The sequence below is a fragment of the Salmonella sp. 32020114201800008SM genome, assembly GCF_017572025.1.
Classification (GTDB): domain Bacteria; phylum Pseudomonadota; class Gammaproteobacteria; order Enterobacterales; family Enterobacteriaceae; genus Salmonella; species Salmonella enterica.
Genome location: NZ_JAGEQM010000003.1, coordinates 185,904 through 204,998, shown reverse-complemented (window position 1 = coordinate 204,998; position 19,095 = coordinate 185,904). Strand labels below are relative to the sequence as shown.

Annotated in this window: 16 protein-coding genes and 1 pseudogene; 6 read left to right on the top strand and 11 right to left on the bottom strand. The window is 51.1% G+C overall.

The genetic code is table 11. From position 1 onward, the window contains the following. Nucleotides 1–53 precede the first annotated feature (53 nt). The 5 genes from glnQ to rhtA all read right to left on the bottom strand — a co-directional run bounded on the left by glnQ (nucleotide 54) and on the right by rhtA (nucleotide 4,492). A complete protein-coding gene (gene glnQ / locus J4613_RS10295; RefSeq protein WP_000569093.1) occupies nucleotides 54–776 on the bottom strand; it encodes a glutamine ABC transporter ATP-binding protein GlnQ in 723 nt (240 codons plus the stop codon). Further along, the gene (gene glnP, locus J4613_RS10290; RefSeq protein WP_001159076.1) at nucleotides 773–1,432 is read right to left on the bottom strand and encodes a glutamine ABC transporter permease GlnP; all 660 of its coding nucleotides are present in this window, start codon (nucleotides 1,430–1,432) and stop codon (nucleotides 773–775) included. The genes glnQ and glnP overlap by 4 nt, the downstream gene beginning before the upstream one ends. A gap of 143 nt (nucleotides 1,433–1,575) precedes the next feature. Then, the gene (gene glnH, locus J4613_RS10285) at nucleotides 1,576–2,322 is read right to left on the bottom strand and encodes a glutamine ABC transporter substrate-binding protein GlnH (protein WP_000838671.1); all 747 of its coding nucleotides are present in this window, start codon (nucleotides 2,320–2,322) and stop codon (nucleotides 1,576–1,578) included. A gap of 476 nt (nucleotides 2,323–2,798) precedes the next feature. Further along, on the bottom strand, nucleotides 2,799–3,302 hold the full coding sequence (gene dps / locus J4613_RS10280) for a DNA starvation/stationary phase protection protein Dps (protein WP_000100805.1): 504 nt from the start codon (nucleotides 3,300–3,302) through the stop codon (nucleotides 2,799–2,801). 302 nt (nucleotides 3,303–3,604) lie between these two features. Next, nucleotides 3,605–4,492 (bottom strand): threonine/homoserine exporter RhtA, encoded by an 888-nt coding sequence (rhtA, locus tag J4613_RS10275; protein WP_001119555.1) that lies wholly within the window; start codon nucleotides 4,490–4,492, stop codon nucleotides 3,605–3,607. 353 nt (nucleotides 4,493–4,845) lie between these two features. Here rhtA and ompX point away from each other — a divergent pair, with 353 nt between their 5' ends. Next, nucleotides 4,846–5,361: an outer membrane protein OmpX gene (gene ompX / locus J4613_RS10270; RefSeq protein ID WP_000716763.1), complete on the top strand. Its 516-nt coding sequence runs from the start codon at nucleotides 4,846–4,848 to the stop codon at nucleotides 5,359–5,361. A 62-nt stretch (nucleotides 5,362–5,423) separates the two neighbouring features. On the opposite strand, the gene J4613_RS10265 is transcribed toward ompX, so the two are convergent. Then, the gene (locus J4613_RS10265) at nucleotides 5,424–7,004 is read right to left on the bottom strand and encodes a phosphoethanolamine transferase (protein WP_111742401.1); all 1,581 of its coding nucleotides are present in this window, start codon (nucleotides 7,002–7,004) and stop codon (nucleotides 5,424–5,426) included. Between the two features lie 264 nt (nucleotides 7,005–7,268). Beyond that, the gene (mntS, locus tag J4613_RS10260; protein ID WP_001001755.1) at nucleotides 7,269–7,397 is read right to left on the bottom strand and encodes a manganase accumulation protein MntS; all 129 of its coding nucleotides are present in this window, start codon (nucleotides 7,395–7,397) and stop codon (nucleotides 7,269–7,271) included. Nucleotides 7,398–7,582: 185 nt separating this feature from the next. On the opposite strand from mntS, the gene mntR reads away from it, so the two are divergent. Continuing rightward, a complete protein-coding gene (mntR, locus tag J4613_RS10255) occupies nucleotides 7,583–8,056 on the top strand; it encodes a manganese-binding transcriptional regulator MntR (RefSeq protein WP_000533542.1) in 474 nt (157 codons plus the stop codon). Continuing rightward, nucleotides 8,053–9,165, top strand: a complete 1,113-nt coding sequence (locus J4613_RS10250) for an anion transporter (protein WP_080181022.1) — start codon at nucleotides 8,053–8,055, stop codon at nucleotides 9,163–9,165. The genes mntR and J4613_RS10250 overlap by 4 nt, the downstream gene beginning before the upstream one ends. A 43-nt stretch (nucleotides 9,166–9,208) precedes the next feature. Here the strand turns inward: J4613_RS10250 and ldtB are convergent, their stop codons facing one another. Beyond that, on the bottom strand, nucleotides 9,209–10,129 hold the full coding sequence (gene ldtB, locus J4613_RS10245) for a L,D-transpeptidase (RefSeq protein WP_001056404.1): 921 nt from the start codon (nucleotides 10,127–10,129) through the stop codon (nucleotides 9,209–9,211). Nucleotides 10,130–10,347: 218 nt separating this feature from the next. On the opposite strand from ldtB, the gene J4613_RS10240 reads away from it, so the two are divergent. Together J4613_RS10240 and J4613_RS10235 are read left to right on the top strand one after the other, a co-directional pair. Further along, the gene (locus J4613_RS10240; RefSeq protein WP_000961479.1) at nucleotides 10,348–11,940 is read left to right on the top strand and encodes an ABC-F family ATPase; all 1,593 of its coding nucleotides are present in this window, start codon (nucleotides 10,348–10,350) and stop codon (nucleotides 11,938–11,940) included. A gap of 608 nt (nucleotides 11,941–12,548) precedes the next feature. Then, nucleotides 12,549–13,292 carry a DUF4261 domain-containing protein gene (locus J4613_RS10235; RefSeq protein WP_077905610.1) on the top strand — a complete coding sequence of 248 codons (744 nt, stop codon included), beginning with the start codon at nucleotides 12,549–12,551 and terminating at the stop codon, nucleotides 13,290–13,292. Nucleotides 13,293–13,320: 28 nt separating this feature from the next. Here J4613_RS10235 and J4613_RS10230 read toward each other — a convergent pair. Next, nucleotides 13,321–14,049 (bottom strand): annotated as a pseudogene (locus J4613_RS10230) (Cof-type HAD-IIB family hydrolase); the annotation flags it as partial. 195 nt (nucleotides 14,050–14,244) lie between these two features. Then, nucleotides 14,245–15,510, bottom strand: coding sequence for a DUF1479 domain-containing protein (locus J4613_RS10225; RefSeq protein ID WP_000210961.1), 1,266 nt, complete (start codon nucleotides 15,508–15,510; stop codon nucleotides 14,245–14,247). Nucleotides 15,511–15,771: 261 nt separating this feature from the next. Here J4613_RS10225 and J4613_RS10220 point away from each other — a divergent pair, with 261 nt between their 5' ends. Beyond that, nucleotides 15,772–16,581 (top strand): Cof-type HAD-IIB family hydrolase, encoded by an 810-nt coding sequence (locus J4613_RS10220; protein ID WP_000217910.1) that lies wholly within the window; start codon nucleotides 15,772–15,774, stop codon nucleotides 16,579–16,581. A gap of 77 nt (nucleotides 16,582–16,658) precedes the next feature. On the opposite strand, the gene J4613_RS10215 is transcribed toward J4613_RS10220, so the two are convergent. Next, a complete protein-coding gene (locus J4613_RS10215; protein ID WP_061377716.1) occupies nucleotides 16,659–19,091 on the bottom strand; it encodes a glycyl radical protein in 2,433 nt (810 codons plus the stop codon). Nucleotides 19,092–19,095 lie beyond the last annotated feature (4 nt).

The following is a 19,095-nucleotide window of genomic DNA, read 5'->3' as shown; positions in this document are numbered from 1 at the left end:
AATGGGACTATTCTATGATGCCCTCCCTGCCGCAGGGCAGGAAGGGCGATATCTCAGGAGACGTGCTGTAAAAATTCCTGTAAACGTGGGCTTGGCGGGTTTTCGATCAACGCCTGCGGACTGCCATCTTCGGCAATACGGCCTTTATCGATAAAAATCAGCCGTGAGGCGACTTTTTCGGCAAAGCCGATTTCGTGAGTGACAATGACCATGGTCATGCCTTCTTCCGCCAGATCCTGCATGACTTTCAGCACTTCATGGCGTAGTTCAGGGTCCAGAGCGGAGGTTGGCTCGTCAAAGAGCATCATTTTCGGCTTCACTGCCAGCGCTCGGGCAATGGCGACGCGCTGTTGTTGACCGCCGGAAAGCTCGGAGGGGTAGTGGTGCGCCCGTTCCGCCAGTCCAACTTTCGCTAACAGAGCTTTCGCCTGTTTTTCCGCTTCTTCTTTCTTTACGCCGCGCACGCGCAGAGGACCGAACATCACGTTTTCGAGCGCGGTCAGATGCGGGAACAGATAAAACTGTTGAAACACCATGCCGGCTTCCTGGCGAATCAGCCGTTCGTCTACTTTAGGATCGTTGACTTTCAGACCATCGACAATCAGATCGCCGGAGGTGATCTCTTCCAGTTTATTGATACAGCGTAATAACGTGGATTTACCCGAACCGGAAGGGCCGATAATCACAACCACTTCGCCCTGACGGATGTTTAAATCAATGTTATGTAGCACCTGGGTGGGGCCAAAGTGCTTGGAGACGTTTTTAAATTCAATCACAGGATTTTCATCCTTCTTTCAAGACGACGCAAAATAAAGCTCAGCACCAGCGTAATGATCAAATAGAAGACGGCCACGGCGCTCCAGATTTCCAGGGCGCGAAAGTTACCGGCAATAATTTCCTGGCCCTGACGGGTCAGCTCGGCTACGCCGATAACAATAAACAACGAGGTGTCTTTGATGCTAATGATCCACTGATTGCCCAGCGGCGGCAGCATACGGCGCAGAGCAAGCGGTAAAATAACATGGCGGATGGTTTCCCGGCGAGAAAGGCCCAGCGCCAGACCCGCTTCGCGAAAACCTTTGTGAATGGATAGTACTGCGCCGCGAGTAATTTCCGCGATATAAGCGCCGGAGTTAATCATAATTGTCACGACCGCTGCGCTGAACGGATCAATACGCAAATCATTAAATGCCATCGGCAGGGCAAAGTAGATAAACATGACCTGGACAACGATGGGCGTGCCGCGAATAATTTCAATGAAAACCAGGGCGATGTGGTTAGCGAACCAGCCGCCAAACGTACGGGCAAAACCTGCCGCCAGTCCAATAACCAGGCCGCCAGCCAGACCGAGGACCGAGATCCACAGGGTCATTTTAGCGCCCTCAAGCAAAAGCGGAATGGCGGGCCAGATGGCGCTCCAGTCAAACTGCATATGTCGTTCCTGTTACCGTGGTGTAAATAGTCAAATGCTCTATCCGGCGCGGAAATGGCGGAAAGTGTCTTATCCGTCACGGAAAGAGCTGTAGGCCCGGTGAGCGTCCTCACTACCGGGCCACAAGCCAACATCAGGTCGTTTTATTTAGGTTCTGTACCGAACCATTTTTTGTAGATTTCGTTATAGGTGCCATTCTCACGCAGCGTTTTCAGCGCGCCGTTGACTTTCTCGCGCAGTTCATCGCTGCCTTTCGGGAAGGCAACTCCGTATTGCTGTGCTTCCAGCGATTCGCCTACCGCCTTGAACTGGCCGTTGCCTGCGGTTTTGATAAAGTACAGGATGTTCGGCGTATCATGCAGAACGGCGTCTGCGCGGTTGGTGCCTAATTCCATGTACGCGTTATCAATGTTCGGGAACTGACGCAGGTCTTTGGTTTTGATATTCGCTTTCGCGTAATCCACCGACCCGGTTCCGCTCTTCACGGCAACGACTTTGCCATCGAGGTCTTTAACGCTTTTAATGTCGTTATTGTTGGCTTTCACCATCACGAGCAGACCGCTTTTGTAATAGCCATCGGAAAAGTCGATCGCTTTTTTACGCTCGTCCGTAATCGTAATACCCGCCAGCGCCAGATCGATATTTTTGGTTTGTAATGCCGGAATAATGCCGCTGAAATCCATCGGTTTCAGGGTGTAGTCCAGCTTCAGTTCTTTCGCGATAGCGTCCCACAGATCAACATCAAAACCGACGTATTTGTCGCCCTGTTTAAATTCAAACGGAACGAACGCCGTATCGGTTGCCACCACGAGTTTCTTATCCGCAGCGTGCGAAGACACCGCAAAAGCCAGGGTAAGTGCAGCCAGTGAAACTTTTAATAGAGACTTCATAGCATTTCCTTTTCTATCCACGGGGCGATCCCCTGCGAGAACATGTAGCGTAATGAAAAAATCATGCCAATTATGTAACTCATTGTTTTAACAGAAGCGTCAATCATTCCTGTGCACAATAAGTCGGGCAAAACCAGTATGCCGCACTGTTTTGGGGCACTGATTTAGTGCATGAATAACAAAGTAGAGATACAGGGTCTATTTAGCGTAAAAATTGTTGTTAAAACAATCTTTAATTAACGATTGTGTGATGTAATTATTACAAATAATTCACTTTTATCGGAGGGGAGTACAAGACGTGTGCACTATTTAAGTGCAAAACCCCTGTGCCAGGCAGGGGTATAGGGATGACTTATATACCTGTGTACATCAAGTTGCAGGTGCGTTCGCTTCAGTTACCGACGGAAGTCAGGCTTCTGCGGATTCGCTGCGTTTGTACCTTCCTGCAACTCGAAGTATTCAGGGTAGAGATAGATTTATTCGATGTTGGATTCGATAAACCACAGGAATTTATCGAGGTCGCGTGATGCGGCGGTAAAGATATCGGCAGTGTCTTCATCTTTGGCTTCACCGATAGCTTTGCGAACATCATTAGCGACAACAGCGTAGCGATCGGCCAGTTCTTTTAAGTGATCCTGCACGTTATGGATGTCGAGCGGATAGCTTTTCAGTGGAGTTTTGCTGTTGATAACTTGCGTGGTGCCTAACGCCACACCGCCAAGCTGTACGGCGCGCTCGGCCATAGTATCCAGATGATCGGTCAGTGCGGTACGGAAGCCATCCAGCATCTCATGAACGGCAATAAAGTTAGCACCGCGCATGTTCCAGTGGGCCTGTTTCGTGATCAGCGACAGGTCAATGAACTGGATCACCTGACGATTAAGCAACTCAACCGTCGCTTTTTTATCGCTCTCTGATACATCGTTACGGGTATAAAGCAGATTAGACGCTTTTGTTTTTACCAGTTTAGCGGTACTCATAATCTCATATCCTCTTGATGTTTGTGTCCCAGGTAATTAACGAAAATAAGTATAGCACCGGTTTTTAACTTTGCTTTTTTGAATTTACCTATCACTTTAATAGTACAGACAAGATTTAATATTTATTTTGATTAAAAATCAACTGGTTAGACGAGTTTGCTGTTTGGTGGGTAATAATTCTCATTTTAATGTAAAAAATGAGAAAAAATATGACAAAAAATGACGAAGTAATAGCGCAATAATAAAAGGTGAATAACGAGGTGATATTCTGCATGATTATGCACATCATGCAGAATAAGAAACTATTTTACGTCAACTTGTTTAATTTGCGGTTCGCGTCGAATCGTTAGGGTAGAACCCATTGAGGCGGCAATGATGGCGCACAGGGCCATGATTTGTATGCCCGTAAGCGTTTCGCCCAGAAAAATCATCCCGGAAACGGCGGCCAGCGCGGGTTCCATGCTCATCAGCGTACCGAAGGTGCGGGTTGGCAGGCGCGTCAGCGCAATCATTTCCAGTGAATAAGGCAGCGCCGTAGAAAGCACAGCGACCGCTAACCCTAAGGGAAGAATCGACCAGTGCCATAGCGCATCGCCAGCCTGAACTGCGCCAATCGGCACGAAAATGATGGCGGCAATCAGCGAGCCTACCGCCACCGTGGCCGGACCATGTTCCGCGCCTGCTCGCTGGCCGGTAAGAATATAGACAGCCCAACAGGCGCCAGCGCCGAGCGCTAACGCGGCCCCGGTAAGATCGACGTGAGACATATCTTGTCCTAATGGCAGCAGGAACCAGAGTCCAAGCACAGCCAGTACGACCCAAATAAAATCTACCGGCCGCCGGGATGAAAACAGCGCGACCGCCAGAGGACCGGTAAATTCCAGCGCGACCGCAATACCCAACGGCACCGTTTGAATCGACAGATAAAATAGATAGTTCATCCCGCCCAGCGACAGACCATAAAACAGTAAAGGCAGCCGCTGCTCTTTGGCAAAACGCAAACGCCAGGGTTTGAAAAAGGCGATAAGGATAAGCGTTCCCAACGCCAGACGAAGCGCCGTTACACCCGGCGCGCCGACAAGAGGAAATAACGATTTTGCCAGTGAAGCGCCACTCTGAATAGAGGACATGGCAATGAGCAAAACCAAAATGGGCAACCAGACTGGTAGTTTACGTGTTGACCCCGGCATCCTTTCTCCTGTCAAAAAATGTCAGTACGAGTAAAGGTGGCAGTGTAATGGAAATTCCCCGCGGCGGTTGAGGATTTGTTGAAAAAAAATTTCCAGGATTCCATAAAATGAACTTAAATTGATGGATAAATAGACTGTTAGTTTAGGAATAATCTGGATGAATGTATCGCGTCGCACGCGCATTATTGGTGCAATCAGCCGGAAAAGTGATGTTAATTGAATAAGATAGCGCGATATGGAAACGTTCTGTTACATGAAAGGCGCCCTTAGACACCGTGAATCGCAAAGAGTTTCCCATTAATTTTTGATATATTTAAAACTTAGGACTTACTTGAAGCACATTTGAGGTGGTTATGAAAAAAATTGCATGTCTTTCAGCACTGGCCGCTGTTCTGGCTTTTTCCGCAGGTACTGCAGTAGCTGCTACTTCTACCGTTACCGGTGGTTACGCTCAGAGCGACGCGCAGGGCGTAGCGAATAAAATGAGCGGTTTCAACCTGAAGTATCGTTACGAGCAGGACGACAACCCGCTGGGCGTAATCGGTTCCTTCACCTACACCGAAAAAGATCGTACTAACGGTGCGGGCGATTACAACAAAGGTCAGTACTACGGCATCACTGCCGGCCCGGCTTACCGTCTGAACGATTGGGCGAGCATCTACGGTGTAGTCGGTGTGGGTTACGGTAAATTCCAGACGACCGATTACCCAACCTATAAACATGACACCAGCGATTATGGCTTCTCCTATGGCGCTGGTCTGCAATTCAACCCGATGGAAAATGTTGCTCTGGACTTCTCTTACGAGCAGAGCCGTATTCGTAGCGTTGACGTTGGCACCTGGATTGCTGGCGTAGGTTACCGCTTCTAATCACGTCGGTGAAAATGAAAAATCCGCCTTTCGGGGCGGATTTTTTTTGCCTGAAACGTGCATTATTTTAGTGAAAAAATATCGCTGCCCAGATGGTTATAGTCCACTTTTTGTAATTTGAAATTGGTGATATAAACGGGCCCGGCTTTCTGCTCCGAAATAAATCGATAGCGATTTTTGATCTCTTTAGCGCTAATTCCTGTCCATTGCGAGAAAAAACTCAGGAAATCGTTCGCGGAACGGCGAGCTTTAATGATCCGATGCGCTTTACTGTCGCTGGATAGCACCATAAACGGCACCTGGAAGTTTTGCTGGAATTTGTCGTCATGCGCCAGGTACTGTACCGCTTTGCCGCGCTCTTTAAACGCCAGCCCGTGATCGGAGAAATAGACGAGCGAAAAACTGTCGCCGCTATGACGAAGCTGAGTATAGAGCTGACGGAGCAAATTGTCGGTTTGCGTCATGGTGTATAAATAACAAGACGTCTCTTTCGACTGGACAAACGTCGCGTATTTTCCCTGAGTACGGTCGCAGGCCTGGGGATGCGACCCCATTAAATGCAACACAATCAACTGCGGTTGCGTGCGTTCTGTCGCCAATACCTGCGCCGTCATGGTTAACAGCGCTTCGTCGCGAGTATTTTTATCCGCTTCAAAATCGCCGTTTTTCAGGAAATGCGCTTCATCGGCGCGTTTGGCGATACTGGCGATGGCCGTGTCGTATTCGCCGATTTGCCCCTGATTGGAAAACCACCATGTCTGAAAACCGGCGCGGTTAGCCAGCGTGACGAAATTATCCTGATACTGCGGTTTGTTATCCACCACGCGATTGAGCGTTAAACCGAGCGATTTTTGCGTTGAGCCGCTGGCGGCGATGTAATCCATAAAGAAGTCGCCATTCACATGGCTGGCGAAGGGGGTATTATCCCAGTGGCCGCCGAAAGCGCCCATGGCATCCCGTCGCGCGCTTTCACCAATCACCACGACATAGATGTGATATCTGGGTTTCACCGCAGTAACCGTCCAGCTATCTTTTATGCCGGATAGCTGCGCCATACGGTGCTGCTCTTCAATGACTTCGTTGTTATTGACGATAACGTCTTTGGCGAAGCGAAAAACCGGATAGCCGGTATCAATAACCTTAAAAACGCCGCCCCAGGCCAGATTTTGTACCGGCGCGACGAAAAATGCCGCTACGCTGATCAGCAGGCACAGGCTGTCGAGGCTATTCCAGCGCGGCCTGACCTCTTCTTTTCGGCGGCGAAGCGCAATAATACCCAGCGCAAAAATAAAAAGTCCGGTCAGGTAGCTATACCACGGGAAGATGGTCAGGATTTCGCTCGACTCTTCCATATTGGTGGAGTGCAGCGCCAGCAGCGTATTAAAGTTCGGCGCGCCGTAAGCCTGGCCAAAGGGAAAATAGCAAGCGGCTACCAGCGAACAGATGCCGAGCAGCGCTTTTTGTCCGCGGGGCAGGTAGCGCCAGAGCAACAGCAACAGGCAGGTAAACGCCGCGGTATAAAGCAGGCTAAAGGGGTAGCCGAGCGCGAGGTTAATCAGCAGCGACTGTAAAAAGTAGAGGCCCGCCCACGGGCTTACAGCCCGACGACGGGCCAGAAGTGAATCGATAAGGGTTGAATTCATATGCCACTATTGCAAAAACGCCATGTGCTAACCCTGGCGCGAAGGGTCATTACCTGCCTGATTATGCGTAAAAAAGGTATTGGGTTCGCAACGGCGAGTCGCAAAATATTCAGGGCTGCCAGAAGATAGAGCGTGCGGGTAAGAAGGTCAACCGCCGGAAAGAAAATGTTTTGCGAAGAGAATAGCAAAACCACAAAAAAACAGGGGAAATGGGCGCCATTTCCGTTGAGGATGCAAAATAAAGCGGCGTACCGCACCGCCGCGTTATTTCGTGGAAGGGTTATCCTGCTCCGGTTTGCCGTTGATCATATCGCACAACATAGAGAGCAGCATTAACCGGACTTTAAAGGGAGAGTGACTGAACACGCGTATACACCTCTTAAATTCGTTCATATAAACCTCCTGATGTTTCTATCCCATCGATCCGTGAGGGATGTCTGCATTACATACAGATATAGCACAGGCTATGTTTTATAGCTATTGCTAAAACGTTAATTTTTTGTGCCCGGACAACTCTGGTTTACAATGAGCGCTCTGTCAGCTGACGCGTTAACGCGTCACAGAAACGAGGAAGCAAAATGGGTCGTCGCGCAGGTACGCCAACAACAAAAAAAGTGACGCAATTGGTGAACGTAGAAGAACACGTTGAAGGATTTCGTCAGGTCAGAGAGGCGCATCGCCGTGAGTTGATAGACGACTACGTTGAGCTGATTTCCGATTTAATTATTGAGGTAGGGGAAGCGCGTCAGGTGGATATGGCGGCGCGGCTCGGCGTCTCCCAGCCGACTGTGGCCAAAATGCTTAAGCGCCTGGCATCGTTAGGATTTATTCAAATGATCCCCTGGCGCGGCGTTTTTCTGACGCCGGAAGGGGAGAAGCTGGCGCAGGAAAGCCGCGAGCGGCACCAAATTGTCGAAAATTTTTTACTGGTATTAGGCGTAAGTCCGGAGATCGCGCGTCGTGATGCGGAAGGGATGGAACACCATGTCAGCCAGGAGACATTGGATGCCTTTTTGGCCTTCACGCAACAGCATGGAACATCTGCAGAATGAGTCTGGCCTTTTTACGGGCGCTGCGGCGTGACCGTTTTTTTCAGTTGTTGATCATTGTGGGGATGGCGTTAAGCCTGTTTGTTCCTTTTGCGCCCCGCGCCTGGCCTGGCGCGATTGACTGGCACACCATTATTACCCTCAGTGGGTTAATGTTGCTCACTAAAGGCGTTGAGCTGAGCGGCTATTTTGATGTGCTGGGACGCAAGATGACGCGCCGATTTCATACCGAGCGGCAACTGGCGATGTTCCTGGTGCTGGCTGCGGCGGCGCTGTCGACCTTTCTGACAAACGATGTCGCGCTGTTTATCGTTGTGCCGCTGACGATAACGTTAAAAAAACTGTGCGCGATTCCGGTCAACCGATTGATTATTTTTGAAGCGTTGGCGGTGAACGCTGGTTCGCTGCTGACGCCTGTCGGTAATCCGCAAAATATTCTGTTGTGGGGACGCTCCGGCTTAACCTTTGCTGAATTTAGCGGGCAAATGGCGCCGCTTGCCGTCATGATGATGCTGACGTTACTGCTCCTGTGCTGGTTTTGTTTTCCGGGTAGGGCGTTACAGTATCATACCGGTACGCGTTCGCCGCAGTGGCAGCCCCGTCTGGTGTGGAGTTGCCTGGCATTATATGTCGTTTTTCTTACCGCGCTGGAGCTCAGGCAAGAGTTATGGGGACTGGTGTTGGTGGCGGCTGGGTTTATTGTGCTGGCGCGCAGGGTGATAGTCAGCGTGGACTGGACGCTGCTGCTGGTATTTATGGCGATGTTTATTGATGTCCATCTGCTAACGCAATTGCCGGCGTTGCAGGGCGTTTTCAACCAGGTTGGCGCACTGTCTCACCTGGGACTTTGGCTAACCGCTATCGGCTTGTCTCAGGTTATCAGTAATGTGCCCAGTACCATTCTCCTGCTGAACTATGTACCGGCCTCGACGCTGCTGGCGTGGGCGGTGAATATCGGCGGGTTTGGTCTGCTGCCGGGGTCGCTGGCAAATCTTATTGCTTTACGGATGGCGAACGATCGCCGAATCTGGTGGCGATTTCATTTCTATTCGTTGCCGATGCTGGCATGGGCGGCGCTGGTGGGATATGGATTATTGCAACTGGTGCCGTAAGAGAAGCCCGATAGTATCTATCGGGCTTCGCAGGCAGAGTCTGTCAGTTCAGACGAACCGGCATCCCGGAACGATCCTGAACTGCCTGTTGTACGACGGTCTGATCAACGTCAGGCTCGTTGGTGACGGCCAGGATACTCTTATTAAGCGTGATCGGCACCGCTTCCTTACCTTCAAACTGCGCTTCCGTCGTTGACAGCGGGTTATGCACCTCAATGTAACGGCTACCGTCCGGCTCGGTGGTGGCTTTTACCGGTTCATCGATAAACTGCACGCGGGTACCGACCGGCACATTTTCAAACAGGAATTTGATATCGTCGTTGCGCAGACGTACGCAGCCGTGGCTCACGCGAAGCCCGATGCCGAAGTTGGCGTTGGTGCCGTGAATAGCATACAGGCGACCGATGTACAGCGCGTACAGGCCCATCGGGTTATCCGGGCCCGCAGGCACGACCGCAGGCAGCGGCTCGCCGGCGGCGCGATATTCAGCGTGCATTTTTGCCGTAGGCGTCCAGGTCGGACCGGCTTTTTTACGTTCAACTTTGGTCGTCCAGTTGATAGGCGTGTCTTTACCTAACTGACCGATCCCAATCGGCAGGACGATAACGGTGTTTGTGCCTTTCGGGTAGTAATAGAGGCGCATTTCCGCGCTATTGATGATAATGCCTTCGTGTACGGTATCCGGCAGGATCAGCTGCTGCGGAATATTCAGCACGGTACCGCCCTTCGGCAGGAAGGTATCCACGCCCGGGTTGGCTTCCAGCATGTTGGAGAGCCCCATCTGGTACTCCGCGGCAAAATACTCCAGCGGCTGGGTATTGCCCTCCGGAACGGTGATGACCTGATTTTGCCCAATTAAACGGCTACCATCGGTAGGCAGCGGGTAAGTGACTGCTGAGGCTGTTTTACAAAAACCAACTACAGCGAAAGCCGCCGCGAAAAGCGTTGTTAATTTCATATTCATGTTATGCGAGATTCTGTGCCAAGCAGGCTAGTAGGTTGAGAATTCTGTCATGTTGGGAGCGCATTATAGGTGCATTCCAGTAAACAGGGAATTCAGATGTGTACGAAATCACGTTTTTTTCCCTTACGGTTCAGTGTAGCCCTTTGTACAGGGCGCGATCTTATTTCAGACTTGTGGCATAATAAGCGGTTTGTCACATCTTTTTTCAGGATAAGCCTGTGTTAGTTTCCAGCAACGTTACCATGCAGTTCGGCAGTAAGCCGCTGTTCGAAAACATTTCCGTCAAATTTGGCGGCGGCAACCGTTACGGCCTGATTGGCGCCAACGGTAGCGGAAAGTCCACTTTTATGAAAATCCTCGGCGGCGACCTGGAGCCGACGCTGGGCAATGTTTCCCTCGATCCTAATGAGCGCATCGGTAAGCTGCGTCAGGACCAGTTCGCTTTTGAAACATTCACCGTACTTGATACTGTCATTATGGGGCATGGCGAACTGTGGGAAGTCAAGCAGGAGCGCGACCGTATCTACGCCTTGCCGGAAATGAGCGAAGAAGACGGCTATAAAGTCGCCGATCTGGAAGTAAAATACGGCGAGATGGACGGTTATTCCGCTGAGGCGCGCGCGGGCGAACTGCTGTTGGGGGTGGGCATCCCGCTGGAGCAGCATTACGGTCTGATGAGTGAAGTCGCGCCAGGCTGGAAATTGCGTGTGCTGCTGGCGCAGGCGTTATTCTCTAATCCGGACATCCTGTTGCTCGACGAACCGACCAACAACCTGGATATTGATACTATCCGTTGGCTGGAGCAGGTGCTGAACGAGCGCGATAGCACGATGATCATCATTTCGCACGACCGTCACTTCCTGAACATGGTTTGTACGCATATGGCGGATCTGGATTACGGCGACTTGCGCGTCTATCCGGGTAACTATGATGAGTATATGACGGCGGCGACCCAGGCGCGTGAACGTCTGTTGGCCGATAATGCGAAGAAAAAAGCGCAAATTGCCGAGCTGCAATCTTTTGTTAGCCGTTTTAGCGCCAATGCCTCTAAATCGCGTCAGGCAACGTCGCGCGCGCGGCAGATTGATAAAATCAAGCTGGAAGAGGTGAAAGCCTCCAGCCGTCAGAACCCGTTCATCCGTTTTGAGCAGGATAAAAAACTGTTCCGTAACGCTCTGGAAGTGGAGGCGCTGACGAAAGGTTTTGATAACGGTCCGCTGTTTAAAAATGTCAATTTGCTGCTCGAAGTCGGCGAGAAGCTGGCGGTACTCGGCACCAATGGCGTGGGTAAATCTACGCTGCTGAAGACGCTGGTTGGCGATCTGGACGCCGATCACGGCACCGTTAAATGGTCGGAAAACGCGCGTATTGGTTACTACGCGCAGGACCACGAATATGAATTCGAAAATGACCTGACGGTGTTTGAATGGATGAGTCAGTGGAAACAGGAAGGCGACGACGAGCAGGCAGTGCGCAGTATTCTGGGCCGCCTGCTATTTAGCCAGGATGATATCAAAAAGCCTGCCAAAGTCCTCTCCGGTGGCGAGAAGGGCCGTATGCTGTTCGGCAAACTGATGATGCAAAAGCCGAATATCCTGATCATGGACGAACCGACTAACCACCTGGATATGGAGTCGATCGAATCGCTGAATATGGCGCTGGAGCTGTATCAGGGCACGCTGATCTTTGTTTCGCACGACCGTGAGTTCGTCAGCTCGCTGGCAACCCGCGTCATTGAAATTACGCCGGAGCGCGTGGTGGACTTCAGCGGCAACTACGACGATTATTTGCGTAGTAAAGGGATCGAGTAAGTTATTGTCTGTAACCCCGATAGCGTCGGGGTTACAGAATGTTAACAAGGTAATTTTTATTTTTTCCGAATGCAATGTGAAAATTATATATACTCTTAGAGCCTATCCCATTAGGGCTATTTTACTTGCCATTTTGGACCTGGGCAGTGCTCGCCAAAACGCGTTAGCGTTTTGAACGCCGCTAGCGGCGGCCCGAAGGGCGAGCGTAGCGAGTCAAACCTCACGTACTACGTGTACGCTCCGGTTTTTGCGCGCTGTCCGTGTCCAAACTGGCTGCGCCAATAACTCCTGGTGGGATAGGCTCTTAATATTCTATTTTAAAATTAAATGAAAGAAGAGGATCTATCATAAAAATTGCGAATATATTTTGTGGTAAACATATTGTAATGTTATTTTCTTTATAAGAATTCAAGTGCTATTTTATATTCCTTTATTGTTCAACAAAAGGAATAAATATGAGCATTTTGGAACGCTTTTTTGGCCGTAAAGAAAAAAACTCATCTAATATACAAGGTGTTTTAGTAGCGAATGCTGAAATTGATAACCCACTAAGTTTAGTTGTTGTATTTGATACTCTCCCGGAAAATAATTCAAAAGAACTCACCCGCTTGTTGCGTAATTATCATTCCAGTATGAAACAGGCAACGTGTGAACTTGTCCCTGAACTGGATTTTTTTGGTTTAGCAGGATGGGGTAAGCATGTAATATCGATGGTTGGATTTAAAACGCCTTACCCTCAGGAATCAATCGAACAATGCGTCGCGCCAGCTCATTATCCCCAGGAAGTAAAAGAGCAAGTACGGGCAACCAGTGCAAATATTATTTTATATTATAAGGGGTATGATACTTCACCTTTAGAGCAATATGTTGCGTTGGCTGTGGTTGCAGGTGCATTAAGTAGCATGGGGGCTGTCGCTGTATTAAATGAATCGGCTCACACTTCATTACCTGCGGGGGTATTTAAGTCTCAGGAGTTGGGTAAGCATAGTCTGGAAATGTTGCGTGAAGGTTTCCCGCTGACCTCTCTATTTTGTGGATTTGTGAAATATGAAGTTGAGGATATCGAAGGCGTATGGATGCGTACCTATGGTGCTGATTGCTTTGGGCTACCAGATTTCGCAGCACACGCACAAGGTCATCACGAAGGGCAAAAATATTCTGATATTTTCAATAATGTTCTGCGTTACCTGCTTGAAAGTGGAGCAGAAATGGCTGCCGGGCATACCATGCAAGTCGGTAAAACGACATTTATGAAACTGCGCGATCCCCTTGACGATGAATATTACTTACAGGGGCCTGGAACCACATTAGTGGTTGAACTGATTGAAGAAGATGAGTGTAATGCTCATTGAGAAATCGGGGCGATTGCCCCGACTCTCGTTAAAGTGTAAACGGCACTTTATTTTCCAGCACAGCCCGAATCACATTCAGTGCGCCTTCATGATTATTATTATCGGTAGCGTAACGGGCGATTTATTTAATGTTTTCTGCGGCATTGTCCATCGCAAAGGAATAATGCGCCATTTTTAGCATCTCTGCGTCATTGCCGCTGTCGCCAATCGCTACCATATTTTGTGGCGACAGATCCCAGCGTTTGAGTAACCGCGAAATACCGTTTGCTTTATGCAGGCCGGGAATAATCAGATCGATAAAGCCAAAACCACTTGTGACGGGCTTCATAATGCCATCGAGCGTAACGTGTAGTTTGTCGATCACTAACGGGATTTGTTCATCCGGTAGGTTGAGCGAAAACTTGAACTGTACGTCATCAATCTCCTGATAATCTTTTACAGGTTTCAGGCGATGGTAGTGTTTTGCCATCAGGGTAACGAATGCTTCTGGCGCATTTTCGCTGACATATGCACTTTGCAGACCGCAGGCGACAAAATTAAGTTGCTTATCTTTCAGCAACTCGCCAATCACAATACGCGATTCATGCCGGGTCAGTTCGCCGTGGAACAGTTGCTTGCCATGTTCGTAAACCAGTGCGCCGTTTTCCGCGACAAAAGAGATCTCATCCTTTAGCTCAGGAAAGAACGAAATAAGCTGGTAATACTGATTACCGCTGGCGACAACGAACTCAATGCCGCGCTTTTTCAGTTCCTGAAATTACGCCGGAGCGCGTGGTGGACTTCAGCGGCAACTACGACGATTATTTGCGTAGTAAAGGGATTGAAAGCTAAACACTGACGCCCGGTGGCGCTGTGCTTACCGGGCCTACGTATCCTGGCGCGTAGGTTCGGTAAGACGGGTGCGCCCAGGCAAAGGGCACACCGCAGGTGAGCGGGAAGGGCGGTACGACCGTCAAACGTCCATACCTAATGCCCGCTTGCCGTGAATATTCAGATCGCGCAGCGTGAAACGCCCTTCCCAGGTGGTTTCATAGTCCTCGCGCGGGAAATCGCCCGGTGATGCGCCTGTCTCCAGCGCCGCTTTCACCTTACGCGCATAGGCCAGATTCTTCTCACACATTGGCGCGGCAGGAATGTACATCACATTGCCCCAGCCCTGCTGATTTTCGACGGGGGCGACGGAGTGGATGACATCGCAATGCCACCACACGGAATCCCCGGCTTCCAGCGGCGGAATGCTGGTTAACGCCGCCATCAGTAAAGGATGCCACTGTTCAGAAACCGGCAGCACCCTGCCCGGCGCGACGCCGCATAATTCATCTTCCGGGACATCATCCAGCAGCGGGCGCAGCAGAATATACGCCATCGCCTCCGGGATAGGGACGACATGAAGCAACCCCTGGCCGGGCAGCATATCGGAGAGCGCGGTCCAGCCCTGGAAGGTGCGAAATACCGAGCATTTGGTGGTATTATCCACCGTATACTCTTCAACTTCGGTACGGTGCGCCGCATTCCACGGATCGTACTGCTCGACGTTGCCGTTAAACACGCTGGCGAATACCTGCTGATAGGCTGGTAGCAGCCAGCGCTCCAGCGCGCCGGAGTCGGTATGCGCTCCCAGTCCTTTGGATGTGGTGCCCGGCGGGCGGCGACGGATGCGATCCGGGTAAATGATGCTGATATCCGGATTAAACCATCGCTTGCCGTCGCGCTCTACCTGCCATAGACGGTTGAGGAACGACTGCGCCAGCGCCATCTCTTCACTTTGGCGGGCCTGCATTTGCGCCTGCGACCAGTAGACAGGATAGATTTCAGGTCGGGAGGCGCTCAGCGTACCGAAAAAATTATCCCCCGGTCCTTTATACACCTCGTCAAAATGGTTCTTGTCCAGATAGTCGAGCATCGACTGGTCCCATGCCAGCGCCTGTTCGCGTGGAAAATGACCTTTAATCACCGCGCACCCGCGGCGCTTAACCTCGGCGCGGGTGGCATCGCTAATGTTGCCCATCGCCAGTTCGCTAAAAGGGATAATTGGCCATACCGGCTGTCCCTGCGCCTTCAGATCGTTAATTTCCGCCACCCGGGCTGCTATGGTGGCGCTCAAACGGTCGAACACCGCCTGTACGTCGCCGATTTGCGCGCGTAGCGCCTGCTTCATCTGACGAATGGCCGCTTTTGGGTCGGCGGGTAGCGTTTCGTGGGTAAAAGGAGTTGTCATATCAACCTCACCATCTTTCGTTCGAAAGTAAAATTAGTTACATCTGATACTTTAAGTTAAAATAAGGTTAATGCAAGTTTAAAATATTGCAGGAGCGCACAAAGAGGGAAGCGAGAGGAAAACGTAAGGTGGCCAGGACGCCTTAATGTCTTATGCGGCTATTCCTTTCGTTCAGCCACTTTTCATTCGAAATAAATTTGTGGTTCTGCTCACATTGTTATTAAAATGTTTCTGGTCGCAGTTACAGCCAGGAGCTTAAGTATGACCGTTAACGTTGTCGTTACAGATATGGACGGCACTTTTCTCGACGATGCCAAGCAGTACGATCGTGTACGCTTCATGGCGCAATACCAGGAACTGAAAAAACGTAATATCGAATTTGTGGTCGCCAGCGGTAATCAGTACTACCAGTTGATCTCCTTCTTCCCCGAGCTGAAAGACGAAATTTCCTTTGTCGCAGAAAATGGCGCGCTGGTGTATGAACATGGCAAGCAGTTGTTTCACGGGGAGCTAACCCGGCATGAATCGCGGATTGTGATTGGCGAACTGCTGAAGGATAAGCAGCTTAACTTCGTCGCCTGCGGTCTGAAAAGCGCTTATGTCAGCAAAAACGCTCCCGAGACTTTCGTGGCGCTGATGGCCAAACATTATCACCGCCTGCAGCCGGTAAACGATTATCACGACATTGACGATATCCTGTTTAAGTTCTCCCTGAATTTGCCCGATGAACAAATTCCGCTGGTTATCGACAAACTGCACGTATCTTTGGATGGCATCATGAAGCCCGTCACCAGTGGCTTCGGTTTTATCGACCTGATTATCCCGGGACTGCATAAAGCGAATGGCATCAGTCGTCTGTTAAAGCGCTGGAACAGGTCGCCACAGAATGTCGTCGCCATTGGCGACAGCGGTAATGATGCGGAAATGTTGAAAATGGCGCATTACTCTTTTGCCATGGGCAATGCCGCAGACAATATCAAAGCGCTTTCACGTTATCACACTGATGATAATAACCATCAAGGCGCGCTCAACGTCATTCAGGCCGTGCTTGACGGCACCGATCCCTTCTGATTAACAGGCCTGCGCAGGCCTGTTAAACGTAGCGCCATCAGGCAGTTCGGACATATTGCCGATGGCGCCTGGGCAAATTACAGCATATGTTCGGTACGGGCGATGATATCGTCCTGCGCATCCGGCGACAGCGCGGTGAAGAAGGCGGAGTAGCCTGCCACACGCACGACCAGATCGCGGTACTGGTCCGGATGTTTTTTCGCATCCAGCAGCGTTTCGCGTGACACGATGTTGTACTGAATATGCCAGCCTTTATGCACCTCAAAGAACGTCCGTAGCAGAACCATCAGTTTCTGTTTGTCGGATTCGTTTTCCAGCGTCGTTGGGTTCAGTTTCTGGTTGAGCAGCACGCCGCCGAGAATGGAACCGGTAGGTAATTTGCCTACGGAACCAATCACCGCCGTCGGGCCGAGATGATCCGTACCCGATGCAGGGCTTGCGCCTTCCGCCAGCGGCGTATGCGCTTTGCGACCATCCGGGGTAGCCATAGTCGCGGCGCCAAATGGCACGTTTGCTGAGATAGAGGACGTACCGGCGTAATAGTTGCCGCCCACAGGGCCACGACCATAGCGCGGGTTATGGTATTGCTTCAGCTCATCAATATAGGTCTGATAAGCGCGCGCCAGCAGGGTATCGACACTGTCATCGTCGTTACCGTACTTCGGCGCGCCGTTAATCAGACGCTGGCGCAGCTGCTCATGGGTCAGCCCGTCAAAGTCATCGGCCAGCGCGGCGGCAAGCTGCTGTTGACCGATAACGCCCTGTTCGAAGACCAGTTTTTTCACGGCGGCGAGGCTGTTGCCCAGGTTGGCGATACCGACCTGAAGACCGGATACCCAGTCATATTTAGCGCCGCCTTGCTTGATACTCTTCGCGCGTTCAATACAGTCGTCTACCAGCGCTGAGCACAGAATATCGTGGACGTTCTCTTCCAACATGGTGTCGACCACATACTCAATTTCGATCGATTTGCGCGTGTAGTAGCGAATTTGGGTATCCCAGGCGGCCATCACTTCGTCAAAATTGTTAAAGTTGCCTGCGGAGAGCGCCTTTTCCTGCGGCAGAAATACCTTGCCGCTGGTGGCGTCGCGACCGCCTTCCAGCGCCGCCAGCATGACGCGGGCGAAGTTAATAAAGCTCATGCCGGTGCAGCGATAACCCCATTTCCCGCCGACGGCGGTTTCGATACAGCCGATCGCCGCGTAATCGTAAGCGTCCTGTGGTTCGATCCCCAACTTGATAAATTCCGGGATGACGATTTCATCATTGTTAAACGCCGGCATCCCAAAGCCGCAGCGGATGACCTGGACGCAGGCGTCAAGGAAATCGTTACTCATTCCGGCGTGATAACGCACACTGAGGTTGGGCTGGGTAGAACGCAGACGTCCGCAGGACTCCAGAATGGCGTAAGACAGTGGATTCACTGCGTCCATTGGCTGACCGTTGATGAGATTCTGACCGCCAATGGTGACGTTTTGATACAGCGGGCTGCCCGCGGAGGCTTTAGAGTGCGAACCGGAGCGGATCTTGTTTACTTCCAGCAGTTTCAGCCAGCAGCTGTGCAGCAGTTCAATGGCGTGCTCACGATCCAGCGTCTGGTTTAGTTCGACATCGCGACGATAATAGGGGTAAAGATACTGGTCCATACGACCAAATGACACCGAGTGACCGTTAGACTCAATTTGTAGAATCAGCTGGATGAAGTAGCACAATTGCAGTGCTTGCCAGAAGGTCTGCGGCGGTTGGTGGGCGATCACCTCGCAGTTTTCGGCGATGGTAAGTAGCTCTTTACGACGGCTTTCACGGGACTCTTCGCCTGCCATCTGGCGCGCCAGCGCGGCAAAGCGCGTGATGTGCTGGCTTACCGCATCCAGCACAATATCAATCGCCTTCAGGAACTGCTCGCCATGCAGATCTTCCAGCACGGTAAGGTTGATGCGTGAGCGGCGCTCGGCGACTTTATCGCGCAGGCCATCAAGCCCTTTTTCCAGCAGCAGCGGGAAGTTCACCGCCAGGTGCGCGTCACCGGAAGTCATATTACCTTCGGCTTTGATAATGCCAGTCGCCAGAAGCCCTTTTTGTTCATCGGTAAACATGCCGTAGCAGCGATCCTGGACGGTTTGACCGCGCCACCACGGACAGACGTCGTGCAGAATACGTTTGTTTTCTTCACTTACGGAAAAACCTGCGCCGGGCCGGTCTGCCAGGTCGTCGATCTCTTTTTCAATCCACGAGACGGTATATTCCGGGAAAATCGGCGCGGCGCGGACTTCACTTGCCTGGTTGCCGACGATCAGTTCATCGTGTTTTATCCAGATAGTGCGTTCCGCCAGGTGATGGGCCAGCGCCAGCGCGCGGCGTACCGGAATCGGTTTATCCAGATGCTGCTGATACATTTTGGTATAATGCTGCGCGCGCTCGGTACAGACCGGCGGTTTCACGATATGTACCAGCGCGGTTTTGTGCGCCTTAATGCGGTCACTGAGCGTGTCCAGTTTCAGTTGGGTCATGATA

Coding starts and splice junctions, on each gene's coding strand:
- glnP (WP_001159076.1), bottom strand. CDS start 1,432: ATGCAGTTTGACTGGAGCGCCATCTGGCCCGCCATTCCGCTTTTGCTT.
- glnH (WP_000838671.1), bottom strand. CDS start 2,322: ATGAAGTCTCTATTAAAAGTTTCACTGGCTGCACTTACCCTGGCTTTT.
- dps (WP_000100805.1), bottom strand. CDS start 3,302: ATGAGTACCGCTAAACTGGTAAAAACAAAAGCGTCTAATCTGCTTTAT.
- rhtA (WP_001119555.1), bottom strand. CDS start 4,492: ATGCCGGGGTCAACACGTAAACTACCAGTCTGGTTGCCCATTTTGGTT.
- ompX (WP_000716763.1), top strand. CDS start 4,846: ATGAAAAAAATTGCATGTCTTTCAGCACTGGCCGCTGTTCTGGCTTTT.
- J4613_RS10265 (WP_111742401.1), bottom strand. CDS start 7,004: ATGAATTCAACCCTTATCGATTCACTTCTGGCCCGTCGTCGGGCTGTA.
- mntS (WP_001001755.1), bottom strand. CDS start 7,397: ATGAACGAATTTAAGAGGTGTATACGCGTGTTCAGTCACTCTCCCTTT.
- mntR (WP_000533542.1), top strand. CDS start 7,583: ATGGGTCGTCGCGCAGGTACGCCAACAACAAAAAAAGTGACGCAATTG.
- J4613_RS10250 (WP_080181022.1), top strand. CDS start 8,053: ATGAGTCTGGCCTTTTTACGGGCGCTGCGGCGTGACCGTTTTTTTCAG.
- ldtB (WP_001056404.1), bottom strand. CDS start 10,129: ATGAATATGAAATTAACAACGCTTTTCGCGGCGGCTTTCGCTGTAGTT.
- J4613_RS10225 (WP_000210961.1), bottom strand. CDS start 15,510: ATGACAACTCCTTTTACCCACGAAACGCTACCCGCCGACCCAAAAGCG.
- J4613_RS10220 (WP_000217910.1), top strand. CDS start 15,772: ATGACCGTTAACGTTGTCGTTACAGATATGGACGGCACTTTTCTCGAC.
- J4613_RS10215 (WP_061377716.1), bottom strand. CDS start 19,091: ATGACCCAACTGAAACTGGACACGCTCAGTGACCGCATTAAGGCGCAC.